The 21198-nt window shown below is 58.4% G+C and carries 16 protein-coding genes; 9 read left to right on the top strand and 7 right to left on the bottom strand.

The features are described from left to right. Positions 1–546: 546 nt before the first annotated feature. Complete coding sequence (galE, locus tag VK574_RS03600) at positions 547–1566, top strand: UDP-glucose 4-epimerase GalE (protein ID WP_472798440.1); 1020 nt, start codon at positions 547–549, stop codon at positions 1564–1566. A 14-nt stretch (positions 1567–1580) separates the two neighbouring features. Continuing rightward, positions 1581–2411, top strand: a complete 831-nt coding sequence (locus VK574_RS03595; RefSeq protein ID WP_472798439.1) for a phytanoyl-CoA dioxygenase family protein — start codon at positions 1581–1583, stop codon at positions 2409–2411. 110 nt (positions 2412–2521) lie between these two features. On the opposite strand, the gene VK574_RS03590 is transcribed toward VK574_RS03595, so the two are convergent. Next, complete coding sequence (locus VK574_RS03590; protein ID WP_472798438.1) at positions 2522–2998, bottom strand: hypothetical protein; 477 nt, start codon at positions 2996–2998, stop codon at positions 2522–2524. A 347-nt stretch (positions 2999–3345) separates the two neighbouring features. Here VK574_RS03590 and VK574_RS03585 point away from each other — a divergent pair, with 347 nt between their 5' ends. The 7 genes from VK574_RS03585 to VK574_RS03555 all read left to right on the top strand — a co-directional run bounded on the left by VK574_RS03585 (position 3346) and on the right by VK574_RS03555 (position 12449). Then, entirely contained in the window at positions 3346–4857 is a 1512-nt protein-coding gene (locus VK574_RS03585) for an MFS transporter (RefSeq protein WP_472798437.1), read from the top strand. Positions 4858–5017: 160 nt separating this feature from the next. After that, positions 5018–6427: an MFS transporter gene (locus VK574_RS03580; protein WP_472798436.1), complete on the top strand. Its 1410-nt coding sequence runs from the start codon at positions 5018–5020 to the stop codon at positions 6425–6427. Between the two features lie 304 nt (positions 6428–6731). Then, positions 6732–8744, top strand: a complete 2013-nt coding sequence (gene acs, locus VK574_RS03575; RefSeq protein ID WP_472798435.1) for an acetate--CoA ligase — start codon at positions 6732–6734, stop codon at positions 8742–8744. 136 nt (positions 8745–8880) lie between these two features. Further along, positions 8881–9498: a pyridoxamine 5'-phosphate oxidase family protein gene (locus tag VK574_RS03570; RefSeq protein ID WP_472798434.1), complete on the top strand. Its 618-nt coding sequence runs from the start codon at positions 8881–8883 to the stop codon at positions 9496–9498. Between the two features lie 236 nt (positions 9499–9734). Next, positions 9735–9995 (top strand): hypothetical protein, encoded by a 261-nt coding sequence (locus VK574_RS03565; protein WP_472798433.1) that lies wholly within the window; start codon positions 9735–9737, stop codon positions 9993–9995. Between the two features lie 59 nt (positions 9996–10054). Further along, positions 10055–11887: a DUF1570 domain-containing protein gene (locus VK574_RS03560; protein ID WP_472798432.1), complete on the top strand. Its 1833-nt coding sequence runs from the start codon at positions 10055–10057 to the stop codon at positions 11885–11887. 34 nt (positions 11888–11921) lie between these two features. Continuing rightward, a complete protein-coding gene (locus VK574_RS03555; RefSeq protein ID WP_472798431.1) occupies positions 11922–12449 on the top strand; it encodes a dihydrofolate reductase family protein in 528 nt (175 codons plus the stop codon). Between the two features lie 77 nt (positions 12450–12526). Here the strand turns inward: VK574_RS03555 and VK574_RS03550 are convergent, their stop codons facing one another. From VK574_RS03550 to VK574_RS03525, 6 genes are all read right to left on the bottom strand, one after another. Beyond that, entirely contained in the window at positions 12527–13120 is a 594-nt protein-coding gene (locus VK574_RS03550) for a hypothetical protein (protein ID WP_472798430.1), read from the bottom strand. 142 nt (positions 13121–13262) lie between these two features. Continuing rightward, complete coding sequence (locus VK574_RS03545) at positions 13263–14897, bottom strand: MSCRAMM family protein (protein WP_472798429.1); 1635 nt, start codon at positions 14895–14897, stop codon at positions 13263–13265. A 17-nt stretch (positions 14898–14914) separates the two neighbouring features. After that, positions 14915–16690, bottom strand: a complete 1776-nt coding sequence (locus VK574_RS03540; protein ID WP_472798428.1) for a carboxypeptidase regulatory-like domain-containing protein — start codon at positions 16688–16690, stop codon at positions 14915–14917. A gap of 105 nt (positions 16691–16795) precedes the next feature. Continuing rightward, the gene (locus VK574_RS03535; protein WP_472798427.1) at positions 16796–18673 is read right to left on the bottom strand and encodes an APC family permease; all 1878 of its coding nucleotides are present in this window, start codon (positions 18671–18673) and stop codon (positions 16796–16798) included. 124 nt (positions 18674–18797) lie between these two features. Then, complete coding sequence (locus VK574_RS03530; protein WP_472798426.1) at positions 18798–20480, bottom strand: M48 family metalloprotease; 1683 nt, start codon at positions 20478–20480, stop codon at positions 18798–18800. Positions 20481–20782: 302 nt separating this feature from the next. Continuing rightward, a complete protein-coding gene (locus tag VK574_RS03525; protein ID WP_472798425.1) occupies positions 20783–21163 on the bottom strand; it encodes an MmcQ/YjbR family DNA-binding protein in 381 nt (126 codons plus the stop codon). Positions 21164–21198: the final 35 nt, after the last annotated feature.

Here is a 21198-nt window from a genome sequence, read left to right as displayed (position 1 = left end):
TTTTCAGTTGCCGCAAGCGATCCTCGCTGATGGCGGCAACTGGCTGATTCCAAAAAGAAAAGCTTTGCGTGCTATACGGTGCTCGAAGGCAGGGGATGAAAGCGCCTATCAAACCCGCGTGCTGTGTCTGACGCTGCCCCCTGCCGTTCGGGACAAAAGGTGCGCGAAAGTCTCCCACTATGCTATCGGAAATGGAGTCAAGAGCGCTAGCCTGATTCCTTTTCGCCTCAAAAGTGCGCGAACCGTCCATAGACCCGATTTTGCGAACACGACCCGAACCCATCCGACCACTCCCCGGTAATACCAAATGCATCGAAACTCAAGTTGCAGATTCTCGTTTCGGAGAGAGGGGCAAAAAGGAACTGCCATCAGCAGATGTACCCATCCGCAAACCCCAAATGTGAAAACTTGTCGCGTTCACATTTTGCGTAGTTTGGGCAAGCCGCCTTACAGACGGTCTTTAGGTTGAACGGTGCAAACCGCTCCTGCTTGCCTGCTGTAATAGACTCACGGTAACCCAATCCGCTCTGGAAGGACAGTATTTTTGTGAGAACTTTGGTTACCGGCGGTGCCGGTTATGTCGGTGGAACTGTTGCAGCTCTGCTCGCCTCCATGGGTCACAAACCGACGGTCTTTGATAACCTTTGCCACGCTCGTCGCGAGATGGTTCCTGCGGGGATAGATTTCATCGAGGGCGATCTTGCAGACCGGGCTCTTGTTGCGAATATCTTCAAGGTAGCCAAGGACGACGGAAGCCCTTTTGAGGCAGTGCTGCACTTCGCCGCGCTGATCGAAGCCGGCGAATCGATGGTGCATCCTGAACTCTACTTTCGTAACAATACGGCCTCCACGCTGGCGCTCCTTGAAGCCGTGATTGCCGAGGGACCGCGCCGCGTTGTGTTTTCGTCTACGGCGGCTGTCTATGGAGAGCCGGAATCCGTGCCCATCCCGGAGGACGCGCGGCTGAAGCCGACCAACGTTTATGGGGAATCAAAACTCCTTGTGGAAACCATGCTCAACTGGTTCCACGCAATTCACGGGCTGCGCTCCGTTTCGCTGCGCTACTTCAATGTGGCGGGCGCGCCGGAAGGCCCCAACGGCATTGTTCGCGGCGAAGATCACGAACCTGAATCGCACCTGATTCCGCTGATCCTCGACGTTGCGCTGGGACGGCGAAAATCGATCAGGATATACGGCGATGATTACCAGACGCCCGACGGCACCTGCATTCGCGACTACATCCATGTTTCGGATCTGGCGGATGCGCACCTGCTGGCGCTGAAGGCGCTCGAGAGCGAGGCCGCGGCAAAATCGCGCCTGATTTTCAACCTTGGGAACGGCAAGGGCTTCAGCGTGCGCGAGGTAATCGAGTCGGCGCGGCGTGTGACGGGGCATCCGATTCCGGCGGAACTGCACCCGCGCCGGGCGGGCGATCCTGCGGTGTTGGTGGCTAGCTCAGAGAAGGCGATTCGGGAATTGGGCTGGAAGGCGCGTTACACGCAACTCGACGACATTGTGCGGACGGCCTGGGTGTGGCACCAGAAGCGGTATGCGGCCAAGGCCTGAGCGTTGAATTCGATATGAATTCACAGACAGAAACAGGTTCGCATGAAGCAGCGACCCACCGTTCCTTGAGCGGTGCAGAGATCAACCGATTTGTTGAGGAAGGTTTCGTTCGCATTGACGAGGCTTTCTCCTCTGAGACTGCGGCGGAAGCACGCGAAATTCTCTGGCGCGAGACGGGTTGCGACCCCAATGACCGCTCTACCTGGAAACAGCCGGTGATCCGTCTGGCCGATCTGGCGCAAGAGCCGTTTCGCCGTGCCGCGAAAACGCCTGTGCTGCATCGGGCGTTTGATCAACTGGTGGGCGAAGCAAGGTGGATGCCACGCGAGAGTCTGGGAATGTTTCTTGTCCGCTTTCCACATCGCGACGATCCTGGGGACGCAGGCTGGCACGTCGATTCAAGCTTTCCGCCCGATCCGCCAGTAGCGGATTACATGCAATGGCGCATCAACGTGCGTTCCAAAGGGCGTTCGTTGCTGATGCTGTTTCTGTTTTCGGATGTCGGGGATCCGGATGCACCCACACGCATCCGCATTGGATCGCATCTGACGGTGGCGAGAATTCTGGCTCCTGCGGGCGAACAGGGAATGTCGACGATCGAGCTGGCGAACAAGGCGACTCCCGCCACGAAGGGAATGAAGGAGTGCCTTGCGACGGGAAAGGCCGGCACGGTGTATCTGTGCCATCCGTTCCTGGTGCATGCGTCGCAGCCCAATCGCGTGGGAGCGCCGCGATTTATGGCGCAGCCGCCGCTGATGCCGCGCGTGCCGTTCGAATTGGCGCGATCCGACGGTGCATACTCGCCTGTGGAAACTGCGATTCGGATGGGGCTGAACCTGCGCTGATTGCTACGGAGGGCGCGGCGCTGCGAACTGAGCTGGGACCACGCTATACGCAACTTGATGACATCGTGCGCACAGCGTGGGTCCGGGATCAGAAGAGGCACAAAAACTGACTATTGCTTGTCGTACACAAGCTTCATTGTCATGGGCTTTCCATCGGCACCCACGCCCGACGCCGTGGTGGTCATGGTCTTGCCATCGCCGGAAATCACTACGCGTCCACTAGCGCGATATTTGGTTTTTGAGTTCTTAGCTTCGTAGGTGAAGGTGTTGGCGTCCCCCTGCTTGACCGACATGCTGTCATAGGGCGAGCCTTCGCCTGTCACTTCTGACGACGAGCCATCGTACTTGGCGGTATAGCTGGAGTTGATCGCCGAACCATCGGTGCGGGTGCCCGTATTGGTCACCTTGACGCCGCCAGGAGCCGCTTCGCGCGTGACAGTGAGGTCTTTCACCGGCCACGGTGCGGGCGTGTACTTACACTTCGCAACGTTAGCCTTCCAGGTTCCGAGGGAGTGGTCTGGACCAGCGGCCGACAAAGTTAATGTTGTAGCCAGAGCAAACAACGCAACGCAGAGTATCTTTCGCATATCATTTCTCCTTGTTCCTTTTGGGAATGTGCTGTCGCCAGCCGGGAGCGAGCATTTGAAGCGCCAAAGCCCGCTGGAAGCACTAACTGACGCCGGCAGAGCGAAATGAAGCCTCTGTCGGTAGCGGGGGAGAAGCTTATCACAGGGTTCTTGAAACTGAACAATCCTCGACAGGGAAGGTCGTCGATAATCAAGGTACGCCAAGTGATGGTGATTTGCCTGATGGTGCGGATGTTTGTGCGATGAATTCGCTTGACTCCCATGCCCGTTAGCCAGCAGAGTTGACGTTGAAGTCCGGTGCGCGCCCCCTGCTGATGACCCGGACACTTCGCGAGGTCGATCAGCGAATGTCTTCTCTGGCCGCAGGCAGCACAGGCTTTGCCGCACCCAAGGGCCTCGCCAAAATCATCCTCGGTGCGTCGACCGGGACGCTCATCGAGTGGTACGACTTCTACATTTTCGGCTCGCTCACATCGGTTTTGGCCGTCAAGTTTTACCCGCCCGGTAATGACACATTCGCGCTAATCGCTTATCTCGCAACATTTGCTATGGGGTTTCTCGTTCGTCCCTTTGGCGCTCTGTTCTTCGGTTGCGTGGGCGATCTGATGGGCCGCCGGATTGCCTTCATTGCCACCCTCGGCATTATGGGAACTGCAACTGCATCCATTGGCCTTCTGCCGACCTATCAGACAGCCGGCTGGTTTTCGCCCGTCGCGCTCATCGTGATCCGGATGTTGCAGGGCCTGGCCATCGGAGGGGAGTATGGCGGAGCAGCCGTCTATGTTGCCGAACATGTGCCCGACAACCGGCGCGGTTTCTACACCAGCTTTCTGCAGATGACTGCCGGACTGGGACTGGTGGTTTCGCTTGGCGTCATTCTTACCACTGAGCACTTTATGACTGCCGCAAGCTTTCAGCAGTGGGGATGGCGTTTACCGTTTCTGATTTCCATCGCGCTTGTGGGCATCTCACTCTACATTCGTTTCCGCATGAAAGAGTCGCCGATCTTCTCGCACATGAAGGCATCAGGGACCGGATGTAAAACGCCGATCAGGGACGCCTTCGGAAAATGGGTGAATCTCAAACAGGTGCTTATCTCGCTCTTCGGCGCGGCTGCAGGCCAGTCTGTTGTCTCTTACACGGGAATGTTTTTCGCGCTCTTCTACCTGCAGAACATCGTGCGCGTAAATGCCCACACCTCGAATGTCATTGTCGCCGTCGCCATCATTGCCGCCCAACCGCTCTATCCCATGGTTGGAGCACTCTCTGACCGCATCGGCCGCAAGAAGATCATGATGGCCGGAATGCTGCTGTTTGTTGTCTGTGTATTCCCGGTGTACAAAGCGATGCAGCGGGCTGCGGGCAACAACGTCGTGACGGTGGGCTCAACCAAGGACAGAGTGACCGGCGACATCCACCTCACGCCACTGATGCCCGACCCCTCTAGCGGCACACTCGTTCCAGCATCCGAGGCGTCCCATCCCAATGAGGCGGCGCTTATCTTTCTCATCTGGCTGCAGACGGTGTTTTCGATCCTGACGTACGCTCCCATTGCCGCATATCTTGTAGAAGCCTTCCCGGCAAGAGTCCGCTACACCTCTGTCTCTTTGCCCTATCACATTGGCAATGGAGTCTTCGGTGGTTTGCTGCCGATGATCGGCGTGAGTCTGTGCGCTTCAACGGGCAACATCTACGCGGGGCTCTTCTACCCGGTTGCCGTCACTTCGCTCAGCTTCGTGGTGGGAATGATTTTCCTGAAAGAGAGCCGCGGGACCTTGATCTGGAACGAAATGTTGACGGAAAGGAAGGAGTCCTGGCAGATTCCTGCGCCCGTGCCTGCTCCGGTAGCTGCCGAGTAGACGGCGAGCTAGCGGAGACAATCTAAAGAAATTAACTTGACATTCAAATTGCCGCGCCAGCAGAGTGGGCTGCGGACTCTTCAAAAAAACCAAGTGCCGCAGAACCGCGCTGATCTTTCATCGGACTTGAGCCACGCGGATTGTTTGAGGTCGAGAACGAATGGCATCGTCGGCATCTTCGCGCTCTGCGGCGGCAACACCCGTTTTCCTGGCTCAAATCATCCTGGGCGCGGCCACCGGAACCCTGATTGAGTGGTACGATTTTTTTATCTTCGGCTCGCTAACGACGATTCTGGCCCTCAAGTTTTATCCACCCGGCAACGACACATTCGCTCTGGTCGCCTACCTCGCAACATTTGCCGTTGGTTTTCTGGTGCGGCCCTTCGGGGCGCTTTTCTTCGGAAGCATTGGAGACCTGTTCGGCAGACGGATCGCTTTCATTATTACGCTCAGCATTATGGGCGCATCTACGGCTTCCATCGGACTGCTGCCGACTTTCAAGACCGCCGGATGGCTGTCGCCGATTGCTCTCATCGTGATCCGCATCCTGCAGGGGCTGGCGCTGGGAGGTGAATACGGTGGCGCGGCGGTCTATGTGGCGGAGCATGTTCCGGACAACCGGCGTGGTTTCTATACCAGCTTCATCCAGACCACAGCGTCTGCCGGCCTTTTGATGTCTCTTGGCGCCATCCTCGCTACCCAGCAGGGCATGAGCGCGGCATCGTTTCAACGATGGGGCTGGCGGCTTCCGTTTCTTCTTTCACTCGTGCTGGTGAGCGTTTCGCTATACATCCGCATCCGCATGAAAGAGTCGCCCATCTTCTCGCAAATTAAATCTGCGGGCATGCACTCCACCCAGCCGCTGAAGGACGCGTTGACGCATTGGTCAAACCTGAAACAGATTCTGATCTCGTTGTTCGGAGCGACCGCCGGGCAGGGAGTCGTTTGGTATACAGGATCGTTCTACGCACTCTTCTACCTGCAGACAGTTCTAAGGCTCAATCCGAGGACCGCAAATATTGTTGTGGTGTTTGCACTCATGGCCGGAATTCCGTTCTACGTCGTCTTTGGCGCACTCTCTGACCGCATCGGACGAAAGAAACTGATGATGACCGCCCTGGTGCTCACGGTCTTCACCCTCATTCCCATTTACAAAGGCATGCGATCCGCCGCAGGCAACAATGTAGTCACAGTCAGCTCAGTGAAAGACCGGGTTACCGGAGCCATCAGGCTCACGCCGCTCACTGTGGATTCGGCAACCGGCAAGCTGGTCCCGGCGCAAGAGGCGGTCAACGCCAATCTTCCCATGCTCAGCCTGTTGATCTGGCTTCAGGTTATCTTTGGCTGCATGCTCTATGGTCCTATCGCCGCATATTTGGTTGAAGCCTTTCCAGCGAAGGTTCGCTACACCTCCATCTCGCTCCCCTATCACCTTGGCAATGGCGTTTTCGGAGGCATGCTCCCACTCATCGGCTTGACCCTCTGCGCCTCGACTGGCAATATCTTTGCCGGCCTCTATTACCCCATCGGAGTTTCCGCTCTTTGCTTTGTCGTGGAATCGTCTTCCTAAGGGAAACGCATGGCACGCTGATTTGGGAGGAAGTTTCACTGGAAAAGAATGCGCTCGGGCCGCCCGGGGCACCAATTCCGTCCGTCACTGCTGGGGAATAGTCCCAAGAGCGACCATTTCTGCGTGCGCTACTTTCCTTGCCTGGTGGTGCCGAGGACAGGTTCTTCGTCGGTTGGTTGGCTTGCCGTCCCTGCCCCTGCCTCGATAAAGTGGCTTCCACAAGCAATATGCGCAGCCGCCGCGATCCAAATTGCGCCGGCCCGATATTGCGGCTTTGCTTTCTTCCTTGAAGGGACTTAATTTCATGTCTTCCGCGCACGTTCCCGCAGATCCCAAATCAGTCTCATCCCTCTCCAGCCAGGATCTCGAGTCGACTCTTCGCGAAAATCGCGTCTTTCCTCCGCCGGAGGAGTTTGCGAAGCACGCCCATATCCAGAGCCTTGAGCAGTACGAGGCCATGTACAAGAAATCGATCGAAGATCCTGAAGCTTTCTGGGCCGGGATCGCGGAAGAACTCCACTGGTTCAAACCATGGGACAAAGTGCTCGAGTGGAATCTGCCGTCGGCCAAGTGGTTCGTCGGCGGCAAAATGAACCTGAGCTACAACTGCCTCGATCGCCACGTGCACAGCGAGCGCGCGGGAAAGACTGCCATCATCTGGGAGGGTGAGCCGGGTGAGACTCGTCGGCTGACCTATGCCGAGTTGCACGCAGAAGTGCAGCGCTTCGCCAACGGCCTCAAGGCCCTCGGCATCAAGAAGGGCGATCGCATCGCCGTGTATATGGGCATGACGCCGGAACTGGCTATTGCCGTGCTGGCCTGTGCGCGTATTGGTGCCATTCATTCGGTAATTTTCGGCGGATTCGCCGCCAATGCCATCGCCGACCGCGTGAATGACTGCGGCTGCGTGGCCATCATTACGCAGGACACGAGCTATCGCCGCGGGAACGAGGTCCAGCTTAAGCGCACCGTGGACGAGGCGATGCCCGCCTGCCACACCGTCAACCATGTCATTGTCTACAAGCGCAGTGGCTCGCCGGTAAACATGGTTACGGGCCGCGACTGGTGGTGGCATGACATCGTTGCCGATGCGCCCGCAGAGTGCCTGGCAGAGCCGATGGATTCCGAGGATCCGTTGTACATCCTCTACACATCAGGCACGACAGGGAAGCCGAAGGGTCTTGTCCATACCACTGGCGGCTACGCGGTGCAGACCTACATCACGTCGAAGTATGTCTTCGATTTGCACGATGACGATATCTACTGGTGCTCGGCTGACATCGGCTGGGTGACCGGTCACTCGTATGTTGTTTACGGGCCGCTCCAGAATGGCGCCACTGTCCTGATGTACGAGGGCGCTCCGAACTGGCCTGACTTTTCGCGCTTCTGGAAGATCATCGACGATCATTGTGTCACTATCTTCTACACCGCACCGACGGCGATACGCGCTTTCATGAAATGGGGCGACCAGTACGTTGACAAGCACAAGCTCGACTCGCTTCGACTTATTGGAACCGTAGGGGAACCGATCAATCCCGAAGCGTGGATGTGGTATCGCGAACGGATCGGACACAATCGCTGCCCTATCGTCGATACGTGGTGGCAGACTGAAACCGGCTCCATCATGATCGCGCCCATTCCCGGCGCGGTACCCACCAAGCCCGGATCAGCGACGCGGCCATTCTTCGGCATTCAGCCCGAAGTCGTGACGAAGCCTGACGCGCAAGGGAATTTTCACGCTGTTCCTGCGGGCTCGGGCGGATTGCTGATCATCCGCAAGCCGTGGCCATCGATGGCACGCACCGTCTATGGCGATCCCGAGCGCTTTCAGAAGACCTACTGGTCCGACGTTCCCGGTTGTTATTTCACCGGCGATGGCGCGCGCATGGATGCCGATGGCTATTTCTGGCTGATGGGGCGCGTCGACGACGTGATCAATGTGAGCGGACACCGCCTCGGCACCATGGAAGTGGAGTCGGCGCTGGTCGCGCACCCCAAGGTCGCAGAAGCTGCCGTTGTTGGCCGCCCCGATGATTTGAAGGGCCAGGCCATCTCAGCCTTTGTTTCGCTTGAGAGCGGCAACCAACCCAGCGAAGCGTTGAAGGACGAGCTGCGCAAATGGGTCGCGAAGGAAATCGGAGCGCTGGCAAGGCCTGACGACATTCGCTTCACCGAGTCTCTGCCCAAAACCCGCAGCGGCAAAATCATGCGGCGCCTGCTGCGCGAACTGGCCACACACGGCGAAATCAAGGGCGACACGACGACGCTGGAAGACTTCACGGTGATTGCGAAGCTGCGGGAAGCGGAAGAGGGCTGAGCGAGAAGGAAACTGGGTGCCCCAGGTCTCGATGATGAGACCTGGGGATTTCCGACGATCTTCGTAGCCCTTCACTTCCTGAACCCAGCGGGTGCGTCCCCTCATCCTATTCATATCTGCTGAACAGGGAGAACCCATGGGTCGACGTTTCGCGGAGCTTGCCTTTACGCCGTTGGTGAAGGAAGAGCAGAGAGTGCATGGCAGCCGCCACCTCTACGAGCGCGTTGAGCAGTCACCTGATCCCGGCGACCGGCTTGGACCCGACGAGCAGGCGTTCATTCATGAGCGCGACGGCTTCTACATGGCGTCAGTCACAGAAACGGGCTGGCCCTACATTCAGTTTCGCGGCGGCCCAATAGGCTTCATCCATGTGCTCGACGACCGGACGCTTGGCTTTGCAGACCTGCGCGGCAACCGGCAATACATCAGCACCGCAAATCTGAAGCACGACGATCGCGTCGCACTGTTCTTCATGGACTATCCCACGCAGAGTCGGTTGAAGGTCCTGGGGCGGGCGACGATTCACGAGGGAGACGCCGAAGCGGAGAAACTCATCGAGTCGTTTCGCGTCGCCGAAGAGAAGACGCCACCCGAGCGCGCCGTCGTCATTCATGTCGAGGCTTTCGACTGGAACTGCCAGCAGCACATCACGCCACGCTACTCCGGGGTCGAATTGGAGACAATCCTGGCACCGATGCGCCGGCGGCTCGAAGCGCTTGAGGCCGAGAACAAACGCTTGAAAAGCGAGAGCTAGCGTCGACATTTGCACTCTACCTCCCGCTTTCCACCCATGGTTGCGCGCTAGCCTCTCACGAAGACCGGATTCGCGCGTCAATCAGAACAATGAAAGCGAGAAACCAGCAATACCGGCGCCAATTTCTCAGGTCTCTTGCGGCTTTTAGCCTTGTTGGAGGCGCAACCGCGTTTTCGTCTTCGCCCGAGGACGGCAGCCGATCCTCATCAGATCATGTGGCCTGGGTGGGCGAATCGTTGAAGCGCATGCTGACCGTCGAACCGGGAAGGAACCGCGAACAACTTATGCGCGTTTTCACTACGGAGGGTGGCATTTCTACGGCCCTACAGCGCACTTTTGTGAGCCGTGACTGTCCATTCTTCAAGGTCGATGTCACCTTGCGTCGAGCAGCAGGTTTCGATGCGAATGCTTCTCAAGATCAATGGATTCAGGAGCGAGATGACGATGTAATCGTCAGCATTTCGCGTCCCTACCTGCAGTTCAGCATCATGGATTGACGTCGCGTCGCAAGAAATAACCCGTTTTGCTAGACTGGTCGCCAACCATGCAGAAGAAGTTGTTTGTTCTCGTTTTGATGTTGGCCGGTGCGTGTCCGGCGGCCCTGGCAGGTTCCGACCAATGGACCGAAGTCAGCAGCAGCCATTTTAAAGTGGTGACGAACGCCAGCGAAAAGCAGGCCCGGCATATTCTCGATCAGTTCGAACGGATGCGGTGGGTCTTCCAGACTCTTTTCCCGAAGCTCAACGTCGATCCGCCGACGCCGATCATGGTGTTCGCGGCGAAGAACGGGAAGACGTTTCAGTCGGTAGAGCCGCAGGCTTACCTCGCCAAAGGACAGCTATCACTGGCTGGATATTTCCTTACCGCGCAAGACAAGAATTACATTCTCGTTCGCCTTGATGCGGAGCAGGAACATGCCTATGCGACCGTGTATCACGAGTACACGCACCTGCAGTTCCGGAGCGCCGGATCGTGGATGCCGCTGTGGCTCAACGAGGGGTTGGCGGAGTTCTTCCAGAACACCGATATTCACGAAAAGGATGTGATTCTCGGGCAGGCCAGCGTCGATGAGCTTATGTTTCTGCGCCAGCAGAGCCTGATCCCATTGCCCGTGCTGTTCAAGGTCGACGCCAGTTCGCCGTACTATCACGAGGAGCAGAAAGGCAGCATATTTTATGCCGAAGCCTGGGCGCTCACGCACTTCCTGATGATTACGGATCGGGAAAACAAGACCGACAGGCTCACCACCTATTTGAACCTGATGTCGCACCATGAGGATTCGGTAGCTGCCGCGGAGAAAGCCTTCGGCGATCTCAAACGGCTGCAGGCCGGCCTCGAGAACTATATTCACGCGAGCCAATACAAGCAGTTCATCATGCAAAGCGCCGCCGCGCCGATTGATGAAGCTTCATTCACGGTGAAGTCCCTCACGCAGGTGGATGCCGATGCCGACCGGGCAGAGATTCTCGCCCTGGTCCAGCGCGAAAAGGAAGCCCGCGAGATTATCGACGCGATTTTGAAGACCGATCCCAACAATGTTCGCGCGATGGAAACGATGGGCGGCATCGAGCTCCATTCCGGCAATTCCGCGGGGGCGCGCAAGTGGTACGGTGAGGCCGTCAAGCTTGACTCCAAAAGTTACCTGGCGAACTATTACTTCGCAACCATCTCCATGCGAAGTGGGGGGAATGGCGACGACGAGGCAATTGAATCGAGCTTCAGGGCAGCGATCCAACTAAATCCGAAGTTCGGGCCGGCGTATGACGGACTTGAGGCATTCCTTGTCATGCGTCATACGAAACTCGATGAGGCTTCCTCGCTGGCCAACAACGCAGTGAGGCTCGATCCCGGCAACCTGTACTTCCGAATGAATGCAGCCAACGTTGCCAGCAGCATGGGCCACTATACCGACGCGATTGCGATACTGCAGATCGCGTCGAAGCTGGCGCGCAATCGCAGTCAGGCCGATCTGGTGCAGATGCGCATCGATCAACTTAACCAGGTGCAGCAGGCGCAGGCTGAACGAGCGCCGCGCGATTCCGGAGGGCCGGGCCCGGGCCGGCCGGTTACAGAGGTCGTCGATGTGCCAAACACGCCAAAGCATCCCGCCGACGCCAATGGGCTGAAACACAGCTTCGTTGGCGTCTTGCGCCAGGTTACGTGCAGCTATCCCTCCGTGATGGAGTTTCAGGTCGAAGGCGCGAAGAGCGTGGTCAAGGTGTACAGCAACGACTTTACGAAGATCGACTTTACCGTTGTTGGACTCACGTTTAATGGATCCATGAATCCATGCAAGGACCTCAACGGAATGAAGGCGAAGGTGCAGTATGCCGAAACTACCGACAAGAGCGTTGACGGCCAGGTGATCGCGATTGAATTGAGGAAATAGGCGAGGATCTGGCGGTATTGTTTTTGAGGAATTTATGCGTCAGCTTGTTTATAGCGTGGCCACGAGCCTCGACGGCTTTATCGCCGGTCCGAAGGGAGAGTACGACTGGATCATCCAGGACCCCACCATGGAATTTGGCGAAATCTTCGGCCATTTCGACACGATCGTGATGGGGCGGAACTGTTACGAATTCATATTGCGCGAAGGCCGTTCGCCGAAGGAATTCGGCATGAGAGTCTTTGTCGCTTCCACAGCGCTTGACCCGGCGCAGCATCGCGATGTGACAATCCTGAATTCTAACCTGGCCGCCACGGTGGCGGAATTGAAGCGCGCATCCGGCAAAGACATCTGGCTCTTCGGGGGCGGCACGACCTTTCGCAGCCTTCTTGATTCCGGCGTGGTTGACCGTGCCGAACTCTCCGTCATTCCAGTGCTGCTGGGCGGCGGCGTTCCTCTCGTTCGCGAAGGAAGGCGCTGGCCGCTCCAGTTCAAGGACTCGCGAACTTTTCCCAGCGGCATCGTATCACTCACTTACCGTGTCGGGCCTGAACCAGTCATCTGACTCGACGCGCACATCCGCGCAGCAAAAAGGCGGAGGCCGTAGCCTCCGCCTTTTCGTTTTCCAATATCGAGGACGAATCAGAAGTGGTACACCACTCCGATGCCCGCGCGCGCATTCCAGCGCATATGCGGCGAGTCGCCTGGCTGGAAGGGAACCAGCGTGAACGATGATCCAATGTCATCCCCGTAGGCCCGGATCGACCAGCGCGCATTCTTGTTGTAGTCCACGCCCATGCCAAAGCCGCCCGCGAAGGATACTTTCGGTTGAATGGTGACGCCGCCCGTGTGCGCTCCGCCCAATAGGACTTCGGCGTAGGCGCTCCATTTTTCAAAGAGATTTGCATGGGCTACAGGGCCGGCTAGAAATAGATCCACGGTTGGACTTCCGACATTCGTAGCTGTCACGGCCCATGCATAGTGGCTACCGTCGACCTTCACGCCAAAGTGCTCGCCCAAGTCGCGCATGACCGAGCCGGTCACGCCCTGCAGGCCGCTGCGCGACTGGTTCACCTGATTCAAACTTGTATAGCCATAGCCGACGTAGGCCTCGTACTTGTAATCCGGCCCTGTCAAATCCTTGGGTGCGCGTTCAGGGGCGACCTGGCCTGCAGCAGAGAATGGAATAACAATGGCCGAAGCGGCGGCCAAAAAGGAAAGTAACCTCTTACTCATCAATGCGGATTCTCCTCAACACCATGGTGAGCCCCATCAGCCATTGCTGGCTTCCGCCCTCAGGTGCCGTCCATCAAAAGGTACCCTCATAGACTACCTGCTTACACCCGAATTTCCGAAACCTGTCTGTTTCCGAAACGCATCAAGGCGTCTCGACTGTCACCGGTGAAGCCAAACGAATCAGCGCGCCTGATTTCTCTGATACTGTGACGCTTGTCCCGCCGGGAAGGTAGCGGGCCATCGCATCGGGACTGGTCCAATCGATCTCCCAGCCATCCTCGATGGCGACCAAGGTGTACTGACCCGGGGCGACATTCTGTAGAGCGAAGCTTCCATCGGAGTCCGATTGATCGCGGCGCGTCAGCGCCTGCCAGAGCGCCGGACTCCGAGGCAGCAGCACGATCATCGCCCCGGCGAGTCCCTTTCCATTTTTCCGCGCGAAACCCTCGATGCGCGTCTCCGCGTCGCTGAGGGTTATGACAAGATCAGACCCGCGTTCGCGCAGAGTTGCGACATTTCCAGCTCTCTGCATGCCTCCGGCCGATACCGAAACCACAGGGATAAGTGTGCCGGTCCCGGTCGCCATTACCGCCCACTGGCCCGGCGGAACTGCGTCAAATGTGAATTGGCCCCGGTGTGCCTGCGTAGCGTACACGGGCTGCCCCGCTGCGCCATCCATGCGCGCGAGAGTAATGGTCGGATCTCCAGGCACCGGCGACCCTGACGCCATGCGCAGCCGGCCCGTCACCGTAAGCGCAGCGCTGCCCGCGTTGGGATCCACCTGCAGACTCGACAAAAGATCAAGGTCCACGATGCGCTGCGGATCGCCTTGCGTCAGTTCGTAATGGCCCGGTGCGATGCCCGAAATCTCCATCGTGCCGTGCAGCCCGTCCTCCGAAATGCTTCCGTCCAACCCTGCCGGCAAGCCAAAGACCGTTTGTTGCAAATTCGGTCCGACCATGCCGTGATCGGGCCTGCCCGGTGAATCCACGCGGATACGCAATGCCGGAACTGCGTGCATGCTGATGTTCGCTTCCTCACGGCTTCCGCCTGCCAGCACGAGCGGCGTCGCCGATCCTTCTTCGGTTGTCGAGTCAAAGTAGGTTACCGGATAGGCCACATCGAGCGCTGGGTTTCGTTTTGCGGGAGAGCCCTCGTGCACGGCGTACCATGGCTCCGCCATCACTGCTAACAGATACTCCCCTGCGGCAAGATCGCCAAACTCGTAGGCGCCGGTATCGTCTGTCACAGTTGCATCGACCTGCATCGTTCGCGCGCCGTCACTCGGATGCTTTGGTCTTTGAAACAACATCACACGCGCACTTGCTACTGGTTCGCCGTCATCGCCGGTCACCGCGCCATGCAATACCGCGCGGGGCATCAGCTTGAATCGTAGTTGCGTGGTTTCCTGATCGGGGCCGGTCACAATAGCAGTCGAAAACTGGTCGTGCTCGTCGTAAAAGGCGGTGCGAAATCCGCGCTTCGACGCCGTCAGTTGGTATTTCGCCGCGGTCAGACCTGTCAGCGCGAAATGCCCTTCGCTATCGGTGATGCATGAGGCCACGGCGCGACTGTCAGCTTCCTTCAGTGCTTCGACGGTCGCCCGCCGCACTGGCTCGTCTGTTTTCGCATTCACCAGGACGCCGGCAATCCGGTAAGAACCTGACGTTGCTTCGCCCGACACGACGCCTCTCGATTGGCTTTGCGAGTTCTGCGCGATGGCGTGTGGGGAACCGCAAGCCAAAACTCCGCCGAGTACGCAAGTCGCGGTGCGCAATGACAACCTTCTGGCCCTCATCGCTGCGGCACCTCAACAGTAAGTTCCGAGTCGGCGCCTGGTGCGAGCGTTACCGCTTGCCCCGGTAACGACGCCAGCACCACCGGATCGCGGTATGCAAGCGCAACCGGCCGGTCGAAGGTGTACACGTGATAATTGCCGGGGGTGAGTCCCGTCAGCTTGATTCTGCCGCCGGTGGAGGGCCGCAGCGTTTGCGGCACCACATCCTCCGTCGAGTCGAAGTCGGGGACCACGTACACGGTGTAGAAGGGCTCCTCTCCGGCAGCGAGGCCCACCGAGTCGGGCAGGGAGAGCGTGAGCCCGGCGCATTCATCCCTTAGCGTAAGCACCAGCGGAGCGGTCGTTCCCCCTTCGGTAATCACCAGCGGCTCGCGCACAAGACTTGCGCCGCCCTCCGTAAATGAACCCTCGCACACCGATTTCGAGCCGATGGCGGTGTGCACCCAGTATGAACCCGGCAGCGGCTGCTGCGTCTGCAAAGGGGTCAGACCGGAACCCTCCGCAAAGCTGCCGACCATCCCATCGCCCAACCATCCGCCGGGCTGGGTGAGTGTGACAAAGATGTGCGGATCATCTGTCTGCGCGCTTCCATTCGGATTCCGGGTCATAATCACCTGAATCGAATTGCCGGCCAATTCTGACATTGGCATTTGTAATCCGGAGACGGCGCGGCCAGCGACTGTGATGCTGACTTCGCCCCTGACGAGACGAGGAGAAAAGGAGGCCTGGTTTTCGGCTTCTCCGTTCCGGACAGACAGGACATGCGGGAAATTCGGTTGCAGACTCGCCAGAAACGTATAAGCCCCATCGGGCAGCGCCGCCTGCACCATATGGGTCGCGGGGTCATATTGGGCCGGGTAGGGCAGGAAGTGTCCTTGTGCATCGGTCACCTGCACCACAACATCGCCCGCCGCGCTGGAACTTATTTTCGGCATCGTTGCTGTTGCGGCCACTGAGTGAAAGGGCTCGAGCGCGAGACTGATGTTTGCCTGTGCCTTCTCGCCACCAGCCACACGGATCTTCGCAGCCCCATTGAGGTCCCGCGCATCGGGGTAGAAAGTGCTTGCGTATCCCTGGCGCTCCACCTGGTTTCCACTGCCGGTTTCGACGAGATTGGTGGCTGCGATGCTGTCCATCGTGGGCTCGGTGTAGACCGCATACAATCCGTCAGGAAGCTCACCGAAGCGATAGACGCCGTTGATGTTGGTCTTTGCGCTCGTCTCCATTTGCCATACCACGCGTCCATCCTGCACAGTGCGCCGCAGCAGGGCAAGCATGATCCCTTCGGCCAGGTCGCCGGTGGAGAGCTGAATCGTTCCCTCAATGGAATTCAACGGCACCATCGTGAACACCACATCGCCCATTTGGGAAACAACGATGACGTTGTGCCCATAGCCGTGCACATTGCGTGCGTCACTGTCCGCCGCGGTTTCTACCTGGTCCATGAACCCCGGCTTGATGATCGTGAACTCCTGCGGGCCTGAGGGAACGTCAGAAATCTCAAACCGCCCATCGCTATCGGTCAGCACGCCGGTCGAAGCGTCGCCATTGATGCGGACCAGCGCGCGCGGCAGCGGTTCGCCGGATGAGCCATTGCGCACCACGCCGTGAACGGTAGTCGGTAGCCCAGGGGACACGCTCGGGTTTTCAACCTGGCCTGGAGGCTGCTGATCCTGGCACCAGGCAGTTCCGCCCGCAATCGCAATGAGACACGGAAAACCTGCGAGCCAGAATCGCAGCGGCAGGCGGGTGCGACATTTCCTGTCGCTCATGCGTTCAGATGTTGTGCTGGATACCACTCTTCATTCTGACGGTTTTAGCCGGGGAAGGGAATCGGCATCACACGAAGAACCGGTCGATTGCGTTCTCGAAGCGCATCATCCCCGCTCAAGATACCAGGGGATATTGATGACGATAATCCGCCGGGTGCCGCGAATGAGGAGGATGGCCTTGAGCAGATCGGCACGGCGGTTGTGCAGCAGATTCTCCCACCAGTGCCTTACAACAAGCTCGGGCACAAGGACGCAAACCTTGCGGACCTCGGACTCTCTCTCCGTCTTCAGAATGTAGTCGACCATCGGCTGCAGCACGTATCGATAGGGTGAGCGCAGGATTTCGAGCTTCGGTACGCATTTGCCAGCCACTTTCAAGGGATCGGCGATGTAGCGGTCCCATTGCACGCAGATGTCGTCCGGTTCGTCGGCAACCTGCACATGCAGGCAGCGAATGTCATTCGACATGGAGAGAGCGAACGACAAGGCCTTCTCGGTGATGCGGCTCCAGCGATCGATCGGTACCACAACAATGGGCTCGCTCAGTTCGGCCGGCACAATGGGCCTGTCGAGAAAGACCTCCCGATCGACGCGCACATAGTGGCGCTTTACCATGTGCATGAACACGATCATCAGGGCGACGAGCAGGGCCGTGATCCAGGCGCCTTCCACAAACTTCGCGACCAGCACTACGATTGCAGTAATGCCGGTAGACACGGCGCCCAATCCGTTGGCAAACATCCGAAACGGGTGCCCGCCCTCGCGCTTCCAGTGCATCACCATGCCGGCTTGCGAGAGTGTGAACGCCAGGAAGGCGCCAATTGCATACAGCGGAATCAAGCGATCTGTGACGCCGCGAAAGACGATGAGCAGAGTCGCCGTGAGCGCTACCAGTACGTAGATACCCCACGAGTAAAGCAGCCTGCGCCCACGCAGCATGAAGACATGCGGCATGTAGTCGTCGATCGCGATGGCGCGCGTGAGCCTTGGGAAATCTGCAAATGCCGTATTCGCCGATAGCGCCAGCACCAGCAACACCGACCCGATAGTGATGTAGTAGAACCATCCGTGGCCCATGACCGCGCGCGTAAGCATGGAAAGCACGCTTTCGTAGTGCGATCCATACGGATCGGTCGCGCCGATTCCGTATGCGCGGCACAGAACCGCAATCCCGATGAGAAGTACCATCAGCAGCGCGATGATGATGGTGAGGGTGATCTTTGCGTTCCTGCGCGTGTCGTCGCGAAAGGCCATCACGCCGTTGCTTACAGCCTCGACGCCCGTCATCGCGGTGCAGCCCGACGAGAAGACTTTCAGCAACAGCCATGCGGTAACCGCAGCCGTCGCCGGAGGCAATGCAGGCAAGGATGTAACTGGTTGCGGATGCCCGCCGCTAGCCAGCGCATGGAACATACCCACAGCGATCACAACGAGCAGCGTGCCCGTAAACAGGTAGGTCGGAATCATGAACACGACGCCGGTGTCGTGTACGCCGCGCATGTTCACGATGGTGAGAATGACGAGCACGCCGAGACAAAGCTGCAGAGTATGCGGCTGCAGAGTCGGCACTGCGGAAATCAGCGCGCCCACGCCGGCTGAAATGCCCACCGCCGCGGTGAGGATGTAGTCGATCATGAGCGCTGCAGCCGCCAGCAGGCCCGCGCCTTCGCCCAGATTTTGTGAGGCCACGGTATACGACCCGCCACCCCTTTGATACGCATCGATCGTCTGCCGGTAGCTGACGTAGACAATCGCGAGCAAGATCACGATCGCGATACTGACCGGTACGATGTACTTGACGCCCAGCAGGCTCAGCGGCAGCAGCAGTGTGAGCGCAGCTTCAGGACCATAGGCGGCGGAACTGAGGGCATCGAGACCAAAGATAGGAATGCCCGCAATTGGGCCGATGTGTTCGGCGCGTTCCTCGCTGGTTGCGAGAGGACGCCCAAGCAGCAGGGTGATCAGGTTCCTGGAGACATTCATAGAAGAGTCGTGCGGCTGTCAGAGTTAGATGCGGGGAACACCGTCGAGCGCATTGTCTCACGTCGATGATGAACAATGCGTAACGCGCAGTTTTCCCGAAACCCTATGCCGCGGCCGATTGCTCTCAGCGTGCCACGAGATCTCCGAGCAGCCAGATGACGCCGATTGCGGTGGCTAGTGCGGAGCCGGCCATCTGGATCCAGCGTGAATATGAACGCGAAACCAGCGTAGCCTGGATCAACGGTGTGGGGTTGTCCTTGTCGCCGAACAAGGTGATGGGCCCGCTGGTCGATTTTGCCGTGGTCACCTGCGACTCGATGCGGGATAGCTCGACGTAAGGCCGCAGACCACGCCGATACCATCCTTTGATGGTGACCTGCTCGCCGATATAACGATCGACATTGGAGATTGCGAACCACAGGCGGCCGAAGGGAATCGATGACCTGTAGAGCACGAACATCAGCCCCGTTTTGTCGCGGATCACGAGGTCAGGGCTCCAGAAGGCACCCGGAACGCCGTTGCCCACGATCTCGCCTTGCAGCTCGACGGCGCGGGTGCGCATCTGCGAGACGGCCATGTCTTCCAACAGTTCTTCCACCTGGATCGATTTGAATTCGCCGTGATAGCGATAGGCAATGCGCACCATCCATGTGACGCCCATGACCAGAAAAAGCACGGGAGCGAAGTGTGGCGGAAAATGGAAACCGAGTTTTGCCAGTGGCCGTCCGATCCAGAGCCAGCTGAAGAGCAGAAATCCGCAGACCAGCGGAGCGGCCCAAACCGCAAACTCCACGGGAAAGCCGGCCCAGCGCATCCGCGCATCCAGCGGCAGGGCGTACATCACGTTCTGTCCCTGTGCCTGCGCTTCGCGGTTGAGCGCGCACAAACGCATCGCAGTGAGCGGGTGTGTCGAACTCAGTTCGTAGAAGCGGGCCCATGGATTCACGAGGTCCCAGCGCATCACGCGCGCGGCCGCTTCGGGGCTCGATTCGCCTAGTGCAATCGCATTTGCATTGCTCGCTCCCATGATGCCCATCAGGCCAAGCGCACGCCCCAACTGAGTTGCCTTGCGCGCATCCTTCTTTTCGTCTTTACTGCCTTGCTTGGCGAGGCGCGCCATTTCGCCGTTCTGCTTCACCATGCCATAGGCAATCTTCACCAGCGCTGATGAAAGCGCATTGGGCGCATGGGCTTCGCAGGCAGAGAAGTGATCGGCGCCAAACTCCCGCTGGCGATTGAGCGCCAGGACCATGAACTGCCCGACCAGGTAGCAAATGTAAGCGGCGTAACTCACAATGCGGGTGTTGTTGTTGCCGCGCGTCCACACATAGAGTTGGTAAAGCAGCAGCGGCGCCATGGCGGCCACTGCCATCACGGCGAAGTCGTAGTGCGCAATGTGTCCCACCTCATGCGCAACCACGGCTTCGGCTTCTTCTTCGGTGAGCAGGTCAAGCAGTCCGCGCGTGACTACGAGGCGCGCATCGCTGCGCAGTCTTCCAAAGGCAAACGCATTCGGCGTCCCGCTCTCGATGATGCCGATCTTCGGCATCGGCAACCCGCGCTGCTTGCAAAGCTGCTCAATGTAGAGGCGCAGGCGTGCCGGGATATCGTCTTCATACCAGGTGATATCGAAGCACCACTCGATAAACCACGGCGAAAGCAGGTACTGTAGTCCGACGATGCCGACCGCAAACGCAATCCCCACCCAGATCGGCGCTCCACCATGTAACAGGTAGGCATCACCAACCGCGAACACAAGGCCATACAGCGCAAACAACAACAGCAACGAGCGACTAACGAATCCCATGGGCCCGACCCCCTGCTGAAAGTGCCGCCAGAATACACAACAAACCGCTTCCACTCAATCGGAATCGCGCCGATCAGGGCTCTTTAGCGCATGTTCTTTGGTTACTTGCTGCCCGATTACCGGCTAAAGCAGCCTGCGGAAGAACGGGCAAATCGTTCGAAAGATCTTTCCTCAGCGGCTAAAGCCGACGAAGACTCTATGCCATTTACGGCACGGTCGAAACCGTGCCCTTTCTAAATAGGTGTTTTTCCGCGGTCTATAAAGCAACGCACGGATGCAGGTCGTCTCACATCCCGCCCCAGTCAGGCTTGTTCAAGAAGCTTAAGGAGCCTTTTTGGCGCAGTTTGCATGTAGCTGCCATGCACTAGCTCTTTGACTTCAGACCAATCGACGGTCGGCCGGTCGAGGCGCAGCCCGACCCATCCGCGAGGGCCGATGTAGGCCGGCATGTAGAACTTTCGGGGATTGGAGGCAATCAGGCGTTCGTTGTCGCCGGGCAGCGCCTTGCAGCAGATGCTGACGATGCCATCGCTATGGTGATCGTTCAGATAGTAAGCGAAGACCTTCTTCGCAACCCTGAAGCTCGCATGAGATCCCTGGTCTTCGCGCACAGCCTCGGGAAGCGCGAGGCAAACCACGGATAACTTCTTCAGCCGCTCTATGTCTCGAGTTGCATCCGTCATACGCATCTCCATTGAGGGCTGTGCGGACCATCTGT

Origin of the sequence: Occallatibacter sp., assembly GCF_035317045.1 — a bacterium.
In the GTDB taxonomy this organism is placed as follows: Bacteria; Acidobacteriota; Terriglobia; order Terriglobales; family Acidobacteriaceae; genus Telmatobacter.
The sequence above is the reverse complement of the archived record's forward strand: the minus strand, read 5'-3'. Positions and strand labels throughout refer to the sequence as shown.

Coding starts and splice junctions, on each gene's coding strand:
- VK574_RS03580 (WP_472798436.1), top strand. CDS start 5,018: ATGGCATCGTCGGCATCTTCGCGCTCTGCGGCGGCAACACCCGTTTTC.
- VK574_RS03530 (WP_472798426.1), bottom strand. CDS start 20,480: ATGGGATTCGTTAGTCGCTCGTTGCTGTTGTTGTTTGCGCTGTATGGC.
- VK574_RS03540 (WP_472798428.1), bottom strand. CDS start 16,690: ATGAGCGACAGGAAATGTCGCACCCGCCTGCCGCTGCGATTCTGGCTC.
- VK574_RS03585 (WP_472798437.1), top strand. CDS start 3,346: ATGTCTTCTCTGGCCGCAGGCAGCACAGGCTTTGCCGCACCCAAGGGC.
- VK574_RS03525 (WP_472798425.1), bottom strand. CDS start 21,163: ATGACGGATGCAACTCGAGACATAGAGCGGCTGAAGAAGTTATCCGTG.
- VK574_RS03535 (WP_472798427.1), bottom strand. CDS start 18,673: ATGAATGTCTCCAGGAACCTGATCACCCTGCTGCTTGGGCGTCCTCTC.
- VK574_RS03570 (WP_472798434.1), top strand. CDS start 8,881: ATGGGTCGACGTTTCGCGGAGCTTGCCTTTACGCCGTTGGTGAAGGAA.
- VK574_RS03550 (WP_472798430.1), bottom strand. CDS start 13,120: ATGAGTAAGAGGTTACTTTCCTTTTTGGCCGCCGCTTCGGCCATTGTT.
- VK574_RS03555 (WP_472798431.1), top strand. CDS start 11,922: ATGCGTCAGCTTGTTTATAGCGTGGCCACGAGCCTCGACGGCTTTATC.
- acs (WP_472798435.1), top strand. CDS start 6,732: ATGTCTTCCGCGCACGTTCCCGCAGATCCCAAATCAGTCTCATCCCTC.
- VK574_RS03590 (WP_472798438.1), bottom strand. CDS start 2,998: ATGCGAAAGATACTCTGCGTTGCGTTGTTTGCTCTGGCTACAACATTA.
- VK574_RS03595 (WP_472798439.1), top strand. CDS start 1,581: ATGAATTCACAGACAGAAACAGGTTCGCATGAAGCAGCGACCCACCGT.